This is a genomic window from Kineococcus aridisoli (assembly GCF_050871885.1).
In the GTDB taxonomy this organism is placed as follows: Bacteria; Actinomycetota; Actinomycetes; order Actinomycetales; family Kineococcaceae; genus Kineococcus.
The window spans coordinates 1-12,236 of the sequence record NZ_JBJLSF010000021.1 but is presented as its reverse complement, the minus strand read 5'-3'; the positions used below and the strand labels follow the sequence as shown (position 1 = coordinate 12,236).

Below are 12,236 nucleotides of genomic sequence, written 5' to 3'. Positions count from 1 at the left end.
GGTGAGCGCGGCGCCCGCCGCCGACCTCGCGCCCGTCGTCGAGGCGGCCGACGCCGTCGTCGCCACGCCGAGGCGCTCGCCCGCCCGCGCCGCCAGGCCGGGCGCGGAGGGCTCCACCCGCGGCGGCTCGGCGGCCGAGAGGGCCGTCGGCCACGTCTCCTTCGTCGGCGCGGGCCCGGGCGACCCGGGGCTGCTGACGCTGCGCGCGGTGGACCTGCTGGCCGCCGCCGACGTCGTCGTCCTCGACCAGGGCAGCCGCGAGGACCTCGTGGCGCGGCACTGCCGCCCCGGCGTGGAGGTCGTGGACGCCGCCTGCGGCGACGACGGGCAGCCGATGACGCGCGCCGCCCGCGCCAAGCTCGTCGTCAAGGCCGCCCGCACCGGCGGCCGCGTGGTGCGCCTCATGGACGGCGACCCCTCGACGTTCACCGGCCTGGTCGACGAGATCACCGCCTGCCGCAAGGCCGGCGCCCCCTTCGACGTGGTGCCGGGCGTCTCCGCGGTCAACGCCGTCCCGACGTACGCGGGCGTGCCGATGACCACCCAGCACACCAGCAGCGTCAACGTCGTCCACCCCGCGGGCCGCTCGCTGGACTGGTCGCGGCACGTGGACAAGGACTGCACGGTCGTCGTGCTCGGCACCGGCGACGACATCGCCGCGGCGGCCGTGGGCCTGCTGGGCGCCGGGCGAGCCGCCTCGACCCCCGTGTCGCTGACCTCCTCGGGCACCCTGACGACGCAGTCGACGACCACCACCACGCTCGGCGAGCTGGAGCCGATCGCGACGGCCATCGACGGTTCGCCGACGACCGCGGTCATCGGCTCCGTCGTCTCGCTGCGCGAGCAGGCCAGCTGGTACGAGACCAAGCCGCTGTTCGGCTGGCGGGTGCTGGTGCCGCGCACCAAGGAGCAGGCCGGCGGGGTCAGCGCGAAGCTGGCCGAGCACGGTGCCGTCGCCGAGGTCGTCCCGACCATCTCGGTGGAGCCGCCGCGCACGCCGCAGCAGATGGAGAAGGCCGTCAAGGGCCTGGTCACCGGCCGCTACGAGTGGATCGGCTTCACCTCCGTCAACGCCGTGCGGGCGGTGCGCGAGAAGTTCACCGAGTACGGCCTGGACGCCCGCGCGTTCTCCGGCCTGAAGGTCGCCGCCGTCGGCGGCGTCACGGCCGAGGCGCTGCGCGAGTGGGGCATCGAGCCGGACCTGGTGCCCGAGACCGAGCAGTCGGCGACGGGCCTGCTGCAGGCGTGGCCGCCCTACGACGACGTGCTGGACCCGATCAACCGGGTGTTCCTGCCGCGCGCCGACATCGCCACCGACACCCTCGTGGCCGGTCTGCAGGAGAACGGCTGGGAGGTCGACGACGTCACGGCGTACCGCACCGTGCGCGCCGCGCCGCCGGCCGCGCCGGTGCGCGACGCCATCAAGACCGGCGCCTTCGACGCGGTGGTGTTCACCTCCAGCTCCACCGTGCGCAACCTCGTCGGGATCGCGGGCAAGCCGCACCCGTCCACCGTCGTGGCCTGCATCGGCCCGGCCACCGCCAAGACCGCCGAGGAGCACGGCCTGCGCGTCGACGTCCTCGCGGCCGAGCCCAGCGCCGACGCCCTCGTCGACGCCCTCGCGGGCTACGGCCAGGGGCTGCGCGCCTCGGCGATCGAGGCCGGCGAGCCGGTGCTGCGGCCCAGCCAGAAGAAGGCGTCGGCGCGCCGCCGCGCGCGCTGACGCACCAGGAACAGGAGCCCGAAGTGGTGCAGCTGCCCGTCCGTCCCCGTCGCCTGCGCGCCACCCCGGCCATGCGCCGGCTGGTGACCGACGTGCACCTGCACCCCGGCGACCTCGTCCTGCCGGTCTTCGTGCGCGAGGGGATCGACGCGCCGCAGCCGATCCGCACCCTGCCCGGCGTCGTCCAGCACACCCGCGCCTCGCTCGTGGCGACCGCGAGGGAGGCGGTGGCCGCCGGGCTGGGCGGGATCATGCTGTTCGGGGTGCCGGAGCACCTGGACGCCGTCGGCTCCGGCGCCGACGACCCCGACGGCATCCTCAACGTCGCCCTGGCGGACGTGCGCGAGGCCGTCGGCGACGACATCGTCGTCATGGCCGACCTGTGCCTGGACGAGTTCACCGACCACGGCCACTGCGGGGTGCTGGACGCCGCCGGCCGGGTCGACAACGACGCGACGCTGGAGCGCTACGCGTCGATGGCGCTGGCCCAGGCGGCCGCCGGTGCCCACGTGCTCGGGCCGAGCGGGATGATGGACGGCCAGATCGGCGTCCTGCGCGAGGCGCTGGACGGGGCCGGCCACGAGGACGTGTCCCTGTTCGCGTACGCGGTCAAGTACGCCAGCGGTTTCTACGGCCCCTTCCGCGAGGCCGTGAACTCCCAGCTCAAGGGCGACCGCCGCACCTACCAGCAGGATCCGGCGGCCAACGTCGCCGAGGCGCTGCGCGAGGTCCGCCTGGACCTCGACGAGGGCGCGGACATGGTGATGGTCAAGCCGGGCCTGCCCTACCTGGACGTGCTGCGCGCGGTCGCCGAGGTCTCCGACGTGCCCGTCGCGAGCTACCAGGTGTCGGGGGAGTACGCGATGGTCGAGTTCGCCGCGCAGGCCGGCGCGCTGGACCGCGACCGCGTGGCGCTGGAGTCGCTGCTCGCGCTGCGGCGCGCGGGCGCGCAGATCGTCCTCACCTACTGGGCGCTCGAAGCCGCCCGGGACTGGATCGGCTGAGGCCCGCAGGGCGGGGCGCCCGGGTCGGGCGGGGCTGCGGCCGGACCGCCGCCCCGCTCGTCACAGCAGCCCCATTGACAACGTTGCACGCTCTCCGTAGTTTCCGGACCACTCCGCGGCGGCCCCTCCGCCGTCCGAGCGACGGAGCTCATCGAAGGAGAGCGCATGTCCCCGAACCCCTCCCGGCGCAGCGTCGTGCTCGCCGGTGCCCTCGCGGGTGCGGCGGCCACGGTCGCCGGCGCCTCGAGCGCCTCGGCGTCGGCCGAACGCCTCGATCCGCGGCTGTCCGCCGAGCCGTGGGGCACCACCCCCGACGGCACCGCCGTCGAGCGCTGGACGCTCGTCAACGGCGAGGTGACCGTCCGGATCCTCACCTACGGCGGCATCGTCCAGAGCCTGGAGTTCCCCGACTCCTCCGGGCGCAGCACGAACGTCGTCCTCGGCTTCGAGGACCTCGAGGGCTACCTGGCCGGCAACAACCCCGGCCCGTACTTCGGAGCCCTCATCGGCCGCTACGGCAACCGCATCGCCGGTGGGAGGTTCACCCTCGACGGCGTCGAGCACCAGCTGCCGCTGAACGACGGCCCGAACTCCCTGCACGGCGGGGAGGACTCCTTCGACAAGCGGGTCTGGTCCGCCGAACCGGTGTTCGGCGGCGGCACCGTCGGGCTGAAGCTGTCGCTGGTCAGCCCGGACGGCGACCAGGGCTACCCGGGGACGCTGTCGGTGGACGTCACCTACACCCTCGACCGGTTCTCGCAGCTGCGGCTGGACTACCGCGCGACGACGGACGCGGCCACGGTCGTCAACCTCACCAACCACTCCTACTGGAACCTCTCCGGCGAGGGGTCGGGGTCGATCTACGACCACGAGCTCACGCTGCACGCCGACGCGTACACCCCGGTGGACGAGACCCTCATCCCCACCGGTGAGATCGCCCCGGTGGCGGGCACGCCGATGGACTTCCGCCGGCCCACGGCGATCGGCGAGCGCATCCGCCAGCCGTTCCAGCAGGTCCTGTTCGGCCAGGGCTACGACCACAACTGGGTCCTGGACCGCGACACCGAGTCGGAGCTGGAGGAGGCGGCCGTCCTGCACGACCCGGCCAGCGGCCGCACGCTGACGATCTCGACGACCGAACCCGGTCTGCAGTTCTACTCGGGCAACTTCCTCGACGGCACGCTCGTCGGCACGGGCGGGACGGTGTACCGCCAGGGCGACGGCCTGGCGCTGGAGACCCAGCACTTCCCGGACTCCCCGAACCAGCCGGACTTCCCCTCCACCGTGCTGCGCCCGGGGGAGGAGTACCGGACGACGACGGTGTTCGCGCTCTCGCGCTGACGGCACCGGCCGGACGCAGCACCGCCGCGCACCGCAGGGGTTCCCCGCCGTGCGCGGCGGTCGCGCGTTCAACCGGTTCCGCCGCGCGTTCGAGCGGTCCCAGCACGTCGTCCCGGTGCCGGTCCCGGGGGAGGGGCGGGCGGGTCAGCGGGTCACGTGCTCGGCGACGAACCCGCCGGGCGCGTTCGTCACCTGCCACACCCGCACGTCCTTGCCGCCGCCGTCCTGGCCCTCCTTCTCGTGCACGAGGGCCATGCCGTCGACGACGGTGCCGACCCCCACCACCTCGTGCTGGTGGGAGCCGAGGGTCAGCAGGAACGAGGTGTCACCGCCGAACTCGTCGAGGCCCGACGGTGGCGCCCCCCGCACCTCGACGACGGCGTAGGGCTCCCCTGAGACGACCGGTTCGCTGCGCAGCTGGCTCATGGTTGAACTCCGCTTCACTGGCGTGGTGCCGGGGTCCCGGCGCTCGTAGTCTGGGGCACCCGCGGTCCGCGCGACAGGGGGTGCGGGCCCGTCACCCGGGCTCCGCCGCCCCGCTCCGGGGCGCGCGCACGGGCCGGGGGTTGTGCCGGCCGGTGCGCGGGCGGGAACCTGCGGGGGTGGCACCGCACCGCGAGGACCTCGTGCGGCTGCGCCGCGTCCGCGACCGCGTCGACCGCGACTTCGCCCAGCCGCTCGACGTCGCCGTGCTGGCGCGCCAGGCCTGCATGTCGCCGGGGCACTTCTCCCGCAGCTTCCGGGCGGCCTTCGGCGAGACCCCCTACGACTACGTCATGACCCGGCGCATCGAGCGGGCCAAGGCCCTGCTGCGCCGCGGCGACGTCTCGGTCACCGAGGCCTGCTTCGCCGTGGGCTGCTCCTCGCTGGGCTCCTTCAGCACGCGCTTCACCCGCCTGGTGGGGATGACGCCGAGCGCCTACCGCGCGCTGGACCACTCCGCCGCCGCGGCCATCCCGGCCTGCGTGCTGCGGCGGGTGGCCAGGCCCGCCGGGGCGGGCGGACCGGTCAGGATCGGAGAAGCGCCGGCGCCCGGCCCGCTCCTAGCGTGAGGCGCATGCTGACGCTCTCGAACTGCACGGTGACCGTCCACGACCACGACGAGGCCCTGGCGTTCTACCGCGACGCCCTCGGCTTCGCCGTCACCCAGGACGTCTCCTACGAGGGGATGCGCTGGGTCACCGTCACCCCGCCCGACCAGCCGGGGCTGCACCTGGTGCTGGAGCGGCCGGCCTCGACTCCCGACGCCTCCCCGGCCGACCGCGAGGCGCTGGCCGACCTGCTGGCCAAGGGCCTGCTGTCGCGGCTGATCTTCACCTGCGACGACGTCGACGCGCTGTTCGAGCGGCTGGTGGCCGCGGGGGTGGAGGTGCTGTCCGAGCCCGCCGACCAGGACTACGGCGTGCGGGACTTCGGCGTGCGCGACCCCTCGGGCAACCAGCTGCGCTTCAACCAGCCGGCCGGCCGCCCCGCCGCCGCCCCGGTGGGCTGACCCCGGGGCCGACCGGGGACGGGCCGGGCGCGGGGCGGGCGCGGGCGGTCCGGGAGCGGAGGGCGTGAGGTCTGTCACGCCGCACCTCCGACACGCCGTCGTAGGGGCCCCTGGGGAGTCCGGGACCGCCGGAGCTTGCGACACTGGTACCCGTGACCGCGCCGACGCCCGTCCCGACGACCGCCTCCCCGGACCCCGCCGCACCCACCTCGGCCGCCCTCTTCCAGCGGGCGAGCGCGGTGATCCCCGGCGGCGTCAACTCCCCGGTCCGCGCCTTCCGCGCGGTCGGCGGCACGCCGCGCTTCACCGCCTCCGCCCGCGGCCCGTACCTCACCGACGCCGACGGCACCGAGTACGTCGACCTGCTCTGCTCGTGGGGGCCGATGATCCTCGGGCACGCCCACCCGCAGGTGCTGGAGGCCGTGCGCGCGGCCGCCGCCGACGGCTTCTCCTACGGCACGCCCACCGAGCGCGAGGTGCTGCTCGCCGAGGAGATCGTCTCCCGCGTCGAGCCCGTCGAGCAGGTGCGCCTGGTCAGCTCGGGCACCGAGGCGACGATGAGCGCGATCCGGCTGGCCCGCGGGTTCACCGGCCGCCCGGTGGTCGTGAAGTTCGCCGGTCACTACCACGGCCACGTCGACGCCCTGCTGGCCTCCGCCGGCTCGGGGCTGGCCACCTTCGCGCTGCCGGACACCCCCGGGGTCACCGGGACGGCGGCCGCGGACACGATCGTCATCCCCTACAACGACCCCGAGGCGCTCGCGGAGGTCTTCCGCGTGCACGGCGAGCGCATCGCCTGCCTCATCACCGAGGCGGCCGCGGGCAACATGGGCGTCGTGCGCCCGCAGCCCGGCTTCACCCAGCTGCTGCGCCGCACCACCCGCGAGCACGGCGCCCTGCTCGTCTCCGACGAGGTCATGACGGGCTTCCGGGTCAGCGCGGCCGGCTGGTACGGCCACGAGGGCCTCGGCCCCGAGCACGCCCCCGACCTCATGACCTTCGGCAAGGTCATGGGCGGCGGCTTCCCCGCCGCGGCCTTCGGCGGGCGCGCCGACGTCATGGCGCACCTGGCGCCGGCCGGGCCCGTCTACCAGGCGGGCACGCTGTCGGGGAACCCCGTCGCGACGGCCGCCGGGCTGACGACGCTGCGGCTGTGCACGCCGGAGGTCTACGCGGCCGTGGACCGGGCCGCCGCCACGGTGCGCGACGCCGCCAGCGCGGCGCTGGCCGGGGCCGGGGTGCCGCACGTGGTCAACACCGCCGGCTCGATGTTCAGCGTCTTCTTCACCGACCAGCCGCAGGTGCGCACCTACGACGAGGCCCGCCGCCAGGACCTCGGCGCCTTCCGCGCCTTCTTCCACGCCATGCTCGAGCGCGGCGTGCACCTGCCGCCCAGCGCCTTCGAGGCGTGGTTCCTGTCCGCCAGCCACGACGAGGACGCCCTCGGGCGCGTCCTGGAGGCGCTGCCGCACGCCGCGCGCGCCGCGGCCGCCGGGGCGGGGTCGCTGTGAGCGGGCCCCGCACGGTCGTCCACCTCGTGCGCCACGGCGAGGTGTGGAACCCCGAGCGCGTCCTCTACGGCCGCCTGCCCGGCTTCCGCCTCTCCGAGCGCGGCCAGGCGATGGCGCAGCGGCTGGCGGAGCACTTCGCCGACCACGACGTCGCCTCCGTGACGGCCTCGCCGCTGCAGCGCGCCCAGGAGACCGCCGCGCCCGTCGCCGCCGCGCACGGGCTGCCGCTGGGCACCGAGCCCCGGATCATCGAGGCCGGCAACAGCTTCGAGGGCCGGCGCGTGACCACCGGCCCCGGCTCGCTGCGCGACCCGCGCGCCTGGCCGCGGCTGTGGAACCCCTTCCGCCCCAGCTGGGGCGAGCCGTACGAGCAGCAGGTCGCCCGCGTCAGCGCCGTCGTGCGCGACGCCCGCGACGCCTTCCCCGGCCGCGAGTCGGTGCTCGTCAGCCACCAGCTGCCCGTCTGGGTCACCCGCCTGCGCGCCGAGCACCGCCCCCTGGTGCACGACCCCCGCAAGCGCGAGTGCGCGCTGGCCTCGGTGACCTCCCTGGAGTTCGTCGGCCGCCGCCTGGTGCTGGTCTCCTACGCGGAGCCGTGCGCCGACCTGCTCGTGGGCGCCGACCCGGTGCCGGGGGCGTGAGGGCGGTGGCAGCGGCGCGCCGCCGCACCGTCGTGGCCGCCGCCCTGGGGGTGCTCGCGCTGGCGGGCTGCTCGGGCGGGGACGGCCTGCCGCAGACGCAGGGCGCCAACTACATCGAGGGCGACGGGACGGTCGTGAGCACGCCCGTCGAGGAGCGCGGTGAGCCCGTCGACTTCACCGGCACCACCGTCGACGGCGCGCAGCTGCGGCTCAGCGACCACCGGGGCGAGGTCGTCGTCCTCAACACCTGGTTCGCCGGCTGCTCGCCGTGCCGCAAGGAGGCCCCCGACCTGCAGGCGGTGTGGAGCGAGTACGCCGAGCGCGGTGTGCAGTTCGTCGGCATCAACACCGACGACACCGCCGAGGTGGCCGCCTCCTTCCAGCGCACCTTCGCCATCACCTACCCCTCCGTGCTCGACGCCGGCTCGGGGCAGGCGGTGCTCGCGCTGCGCCGCTACGCCCCGCAGGCCACGCCCACGACCCTCGTCCTGGACGCCGAGGGCCGCGTCGCCGCGCGCGCCTCCGGGATCGTGCGGGCCGCCACGCTGCGCGGGATGCTCGACGACGCCGGTGCGCTGCCCGCCCCGCAGGGGTCCACCGCCGAGCAGCCCGCAGAGCAGCCCGCCCAGCAGCCCGCCGAGCAGCCGGCGTGAACCTGCCCGAGTACGTGCAGAGCGGGCCGCTGCTGCTGGCGGTGCCGCTGGCGGCGCTCGCCGGCCTGGTCTCGTTCCTGTCGCCGTGCGTGCTGCCTCTGGTCCCCGGCTTCCTCGCCTACGTGACGGGGCTGACGGGCGGCGACCTGGCCGCGCAGCGGCGCGGGCGGATGTTCCTCGGCTCGCTGCTGTTCGTCCTCGGCTTCTCCGTCGTCTTCGTCCTCATCAGCTTCGTCGCGGGGTCCGCGGGCGATGCGCTGCTGCAGCACCGGGACGTGCTGCAGCGCGTCCTGGGCGCCGTCGTCGTCCTCGGCGGGCTGCTGCTGCTGTTCTCCCCGCTGTGGGCCCAGCGCGAGCTGAAGGTGCGCTGGCGGCCGCGGGCCGGCCTGCTGGGCGCCCCGGTGCTCGGGGCGCTGTTCGGCATCGGCTGGACGCCCTGCATCGGGCCGATCTTCGCGGCGATCTCGGCGATGGCGTTCACCACCGGCAGCGCGGACCGGGCCACCGGCCTGGGGCTGGCCTACTGCCTCGGCCTGGGGCTCCCCTTCATCCTCGTCGCGCTCGCCTACGGCCGCGGGATGCGGGTGCTGGGGGTGCTGCGCCGGCACCGGGTGGCGATCGACCGGTTCGGCGCGCTGCTGCTCGTCGCCATCGGCCTGCTGCTGGTCACCGGGCGCTTCCTGCCCCTGGTGAGCTGGCTGCAGTACCACCTCGTCAACGACTACCAGACGGTGATCTGAGCATGGCCCGCACCGACGAGACCCACCTGGACGACCTGCGCGACGAGTACCGCGACGCCGCGCCCGAACCCGCCCCGCCCGCGCGCCCGCGCCGCTCGCGCCGGCGCGGGGACGCCGAGCTGGCGGCGCCGCTGGCCCCGGTGGAGTTCGCCCGCTACTGCTGGCGGCAGCTGACGAGCATGCGCACCGCGCTGTTCCTGCTCATGCTGCTGGCCGTCGCCGCCGTGCCCGGCTCGACGTTCCCGCAGGAGAACAACGACCCCGCCGGGGTCGCGCAGTGGATGAGCGACCACCCCACCGCCGGCCCGTGGGTGGAGCGGCTGCAGGGCTTCCACGTCTACTCCTCCGTCTGGTTCTCGGCGATCTACCTGCTGCTGTTCATCTCCCTCGTCGGCTGCGTGCTGCCGCGCGCGGGGGTGCACCTGAAGGCGCTGCGCTCGCGGCCCCCGCGCACCCCGGCCCGCCTGGAGCGGCTGCCCGAGCACCGCGGGGCGCAGCTGGCCGCCGCCCCCGGGCAGGTGCTGGAGGCCGCCCGCGCCGTGCTGGCCGCCCGCCGCTTCCGCACCGAGGTCCGCGACGGCTCGGTGGCCGCGGAGAAGGGCCACCACCGCGAGAGCGGCAACCTGCTGTTCCACCTGTCCCTGGTGGGGCTGCTCGTGGCCGTCGCCTCCAGCTCGCTGTTCTCCTACTCCGGCCAGCGGCTGGTGACGGTGGGCGGCACGATGGTCGGCACGACCTTCGACAGCTTCAGCGGCGGGGTGGGCGCCGACCTGTCCGACGTGCCGCCCTTCACGCTCGTCCTGGACGCGATGGACGTCTCCTTCGAGGCGCAGCAGACCACCCAGATCGGGGAGCCGCGCAGCTTCGCCGCCGACGTCACGCTCACCGACGAGCCGGGGGCGTCGCCGCGCCGGGAGACCATCCGGGTCAACCACCCCGCCAAGGTCGGGCACACGCAGGTGTCGCTGTCCGGCAACGGCTACGCACCCGTCATCGTCGTGCGCGACGGGGCGGGCAACGTCGTGCAGGACGGCCCGACGCCCTTCCTGCCGCAGACCGCCAACTACGACTCCACCGGTGTCGTCAAGGTCCCCGACGCGCTCGACGCGAGCGGCGCGCCGGTGCAGCTGGCCCTGCAGGGCGTCTTCCTGCCCTCGGCCACGACCGACGCGGGCGGCGCACCGGTCTCCGGCTTCCCCGACCTGGCCAACCCGGTCCTCGTCATGCAGGTGTGGACCGGTGACCTCGGCCTGGACGACGGCGTGGCGCAGAACGTCTACACCCTGGAGACCGAGGGCATGCGCCAGGTGCTCGACGACCAGGGCCGGCCGGTGCCGCTGCAGCTGGCGCCGGGGCAGACGGTGCAGCTGCCCGACGGGCTGGGCTCGGTGACCTTCGAGCGCGTCGAGCGCTTCGCCTCCTTCGACGTGCGCTCCACCCCGGGCCAGAGCGCCGCGCTCGTCTTCGCCCTGCTGGCCACCACCGGCCTGGTGATGTCGCTGTTCCTGCCCCGGCGCCGGGTGTGGGTCAAGGCGGTCCCCGACGGCGCCGGCGGCAGCCGCGTGCAGGTGGCCGGCCTGGCCCGCGGCAACGACGCCGGCCTGGCCGACGAGGTCGACGGCGTCCTCGCCCGGCTGCGCGCGGCCGTCGGCGAGCCCGGGCCCGAGCCGGGGAAGTCGCCACCACCCCCACCGGTGGGGGACCATGAGCAGCCAGTGCACGCTCCCGAGGAGAGACCGTGACCGTCGACGAGAACCTCGCAGGGATCAGCAACGTCCTGCTCTACGGCGCCATGAGCGCCTACCTGTTCTCCTTCATCGCCTACGCCGCCGACCTCGCCGACGGCGCCAAGGAGATCAAGGCCCGCGACGCGCGGGCCGCCGAGCGCGCGGCCGGCGCCGCCGCGGTCGGCGCCGGCACGACGACCACCACGACCAGGGCACCGGCGGGCGGGTCGGCGGGCACGGCGACGCTGCAGGAGCCGCTCGTGCGGCGCCGGCGCGCCGCCGCCGTCGGCACCTCCCTGTTCACCCTCGCGGCGCTGCTGCACCTGGGCTCCGTGGTCACCCGCGGCGTCTCGGTGCACCGGGTGCCGTGGGGCAACATGTTCGAGTTCGCCCTCACCGGCTCGCTCGTGGTCGCCGTCGGCTACCTGGTGGCCGTGGCCCGCGCGCAGCGCGCCGGGCTGGGCGGCGGGCGGGACGCCCGCTACCTGGGCACCTTCGTGGCCGGGCCGGTGCTGGCGACGCTGGGCATCGCGCTGCGCAGCTTCTACGTCGAGGCCGCGCAGCTGGTGCCCGCCCTGGACAGCTACTGGCTGATCATCCACGTCTTCGTCGCGATCCTGGCGACCGCGCTGTCGACGCTCGGCTTCTCGGCGACCGTCCTGCAGCTGGTGCAGGAGAAGCGCGACCGGGTCGCCGCCGCCGGCGGGCGCGCCGGCGGGGTCTTCATGGACGCCCTGCCCGGCTCCACGGAGCTGGAGCGCACGGCCTTCCGCCTCAACGCCGTCGCCTTCGTGATGTGGACCTTCACCCTCATCGCCGGTGCCGTCTGGGCGCAGGTCGCCTGGAACCGCTACTGGAACTGGGACTCCAAGGAGGTGTGGACGTTCGTCATCTGGGTCGTCTACGCCTGCTACCTGCACGCGCGCGCCACGCGCGGCTGGGACGGCAAGCGCGCGGCCTGGCTGTCCGTCCTCGGCTTCGCCTGCATGCTGTTCAACTACCTCGTGGTGAACATCTTCTTCCCCGGCCTGCACTCCTACGCGGGGGTCTGACGAGATGGGACGGACCGCCGTGGGCATGACCCTGCGCTACACGACGATGCGCCTGGGCATCTTCGTGCTGTGCTTCATCGGGATCCGCGCGCTGGGCGCCGACCCCTGGCTGGCGCTGCTGCTGGGCGCGGTCGTGTCGGTGCTGCTGTCGCTGGTGCTGCTGCGCAAGCAGCGCGAGCAGATGGCGCTGGCGCTGCAGCAGCGCGTCGACGCGCGCCTGCAGACCCGCGGCGGCGGTTCGGCGCCGACGTCGCGCTTCGGCCGCGGCGTCGACGCCGACAACGCCGCCGAGGACGAGCAGCGCTGAGGACCGGTCGCCGCTGAGGACGGGCGCCGGGGCCCCGCGGGGCCC

The 12,236-nt window shown here is 75.1% G+C and carries 13 protein-coding genes; 12 read left to right on the top strand and 1 reads right to left on the bottom strand.

Annotation, left to right across the window (positions count from 1 at the left end; all coding sequences use genetic code 11):
• Nucleotides 1-199 precede the first annotated feature (199 nt).
• The 3 genes from ACRYM2_RS08180 to ACRYM2_RS08170 all read left to right on the top strand — a co-directional run bounded on the left by ACRYM2_RS08180 (nucleotide 200) and on the right by ACRYM2_RS08170 (nucleotide 4,068).
• Nucleotides 200-1,723 (top strand): bifunctional uroporphyrinogen-III C-methyltransferase/uroporphyrinogen-III synthase, encoded by a 1,524-nt coding sequence (locus tag ACRYM2_RS08180; RefSeq protein WP_432521416.1) that lies wholly within the window; start codon nucleotides 200-202, stop codon nucleotides 1,721-1,723.
• A gap of 23 nt (nucleotides 1,724-1,746) precedes the next feature.
• The gene (gene hemB, locus ACRYM2_RS08175; protein ID WP_432521372.1) at nucleotides 1,747-2,727 is read left to right on the top strand and encodes a porphobilinogen synthase; all 981 of its coding nucleotides are present in this window, start codon (nucleotides 1,747-1,749) and stop codon (nucleotides 2,725-2,727) included.
• A gap of 165 nt (nucleotides 2,728-2,892) precedes the next feature.
• Complete coding sequence (locus ACRYM2_RS08170; protein WP_432521370.1) at nucleotides 2,893-4,068, top strand: aldose epimerase family protein; 1,176 nt, start codon at nucleotides 2,893-2,895, stop codon at nucleotides 4,066-4,068.
• A gap of 144 nt (nucleotides 4,069-4,212) precedes the next feature.
• Here the strand turns inward: ACRYM2_RS08170 and ACRYM2_RS08165 are convergent, their stop codons facing one another.
• Complete coding sequence (locus tag ACRYM2_RS08165) at nucleotides 4,213-4,494, bottom strand: hypothetical protein (protein ID WP_432521368.1); 282 nt, start codon at nucleotides 4,492-4,494, stop codon at nucleotides 4,213-4,215.
• A gap of 176 nt (nucleotides 4,495-4,670) precedes the next feature.
• Here ACRYM2_RS08165 and ACRYM2_RS08160 point away from each other — a divergent pair, with 176 nt between their 5' ends.
• The 9 genes from ACRYM2_RS08160 to ACRYM2_RS08120 all read left to right on the top strand — a co-directional run bounded on the left by ACRYM2_RS08160 (nucleotide 4,671) and on the right by ACRYM2_RS08120 (nucleotide 12,191).
• Nucleotides 4,671-5,120, top strand: coding sequence for a helix-turn-helix transcriptional regulator (locus tag ACRYM2_RS08160; RefSeq protein ID WP_432521367.1), 450 nt, complete (start codon nucleotides 4,671-4,673; stop codon nucleotides 5,118-5,120).
• A 5-nt stretch (nucleotides 5,121-5,125) separates the two neighbouring features.
• Nucleotides 5,126-5,560, top strand: a complete 435-nt coding sequence (locus tag ACRYM2_RS08155; RefSeq protein WP_432521366.1) for a VOC family protein — start codon at nucleotides 5,126-5,128, stop codon at nucleotides 5,558-5,560.
• 152 nt (nucleotides 5,561-5,712) lie between these two features.
• Nucleotides 5,713-7,071, top strand: coding sequence for a glutamate-1-semialdehyde 2,1-aminomutase (hemL, locus tag ACRYM2_RS08150; protein ID WP_432521364.1), 1,359 nt, complete (start codon nucleotides 5,713-5,715; stop codon nucleotides 7,069-7,071).
• The gene (locus ACRYM2_RS08145) at nucleotides 7,068-7,712 is read left to right on the top strand and encodes a histidine phosphatase family protein (protein ID WP_432521363.1); all 645 of its coding nucleotides are present in this window, start codon (nucleotides 7,068-7,070) and stop codon (nucleotides 7,710-7,712) included. The genes hemL and ACRYM2_RS08145 overlap by 4 nt, the downstream gene beginning before the upstream one ends.
• Complete coding sequence (locus ACRYM2_RS08140) at nucleotides 7,709-8,365, top strand: TlpA family protein disulfide reductase (RefSeq protein WP_432521361.1); 657 nt, start codon at nucleotides 7,709-7,711, stop codon at nucleotides 8,363-8,365. The genes ACRYM2_RS08145 and ACRYM2_RS08140 overlap by 4 nt, the downstream gene beginning before the upstream one ends.
• A complete protein-coding gene (locus ACRYM2_RS08135) occupies nucleotides 8,362-9,105 on the top strand; it encodes a cytochrome c biogenesis CcdA family protein (protein WP_432521359.1) in 744 nt (247 codons plus the stop codon). Before ACRYM2_RS08140 ends, ACRYM2_RS08135 begins: the two co-directional genes overlap by 4 nt.
• A gap of 2 nt (nucleotides 9,106-9,107) precedes the next feature.
• The gene (resB, locus tag ACRYM2_RS08130) at nucleotides 9,108-10,847 is read left to right on the top strand and encodes a cytochrome c biogenesis protein ResB (RefSeq protein WP_432521357.1); all 1,740 of its coding nucleotides are present in this window, start codon (nucleotides 9,108-9,110) and stop codon (nucleotides 10,845-10,847) included.
• Nucleotides 10,844-11,884 carry a c-type cytochrome biogenesis protein CcsB gene (gene ccsB / locus ACRYM2_RS08125; RefSeq protein WP_432521356.1) on the top strand — a complete coding sequence of 347 codons (1,041 nt, stop codon included), beginning with the start codon at nucleotides 10,844-10,846 and terminating at the stop codon, nucleotides 11,882-11,884. Before resB ends, ccsB begins: the two co-directional genes overlap by 4 nt.
• A 4-nt stretch (nucleotides 11,885-11,888) precedes the next feature.
• The gene (locus ACRYM2_RS08120; protein ID WP_432521354.1) at nucleotides 11,889-12,191 is read left to right on the top strand and encodes a DUF4229 domain-containing protein; all 303 of its coding nucleotides are present in this window, start codon (nucleotides 11,889-11,891) and stop codon (nucleotides 12,189-12,191) included.
• Nucleotides 12,192-12,236 lie beyond the last annotated feature (45 nt).

Bases quoted from the DNA above. Each gene is read 5' to 3' on its own strand.
- ACRYM2_RS08155 (WP_432521366.1), top strand. From the start codon at position 5,126: ATGCTGACGCTCTCGAACTGCACGGTGACCGTCCACGACCACGACGAG.
- resB (WP_432521357.1), top strand. From the start codon at position 9,108: ATGGCCCGCACCGACGAGACCCACCTGGACGACCTGCGCGACGAGTAC.
- ACRYM2_RS08170 (WP_432521370.1), top strand. From the start codon at position 2,893: ATGTCCCCGAACCCCTCCCGGCGCAGCGTCGTGCTCGCCGGTGCCCTC.
- ACRYM2_RS08165 (WP_432521368.1), bottom strand. From the start codon at position 4,494: ATGAGCCAGCTGCGCAGCGAACCGGTCGTCTCAGGGGAGCCCTACGCC.
- ACRYM2_RS08120 (WP_432521354.1), top strand. From the start codon at position 11,889: ATGGGACGGACCGCCGTGGGCATGACCCTGCGCTACACGACGATGCGC.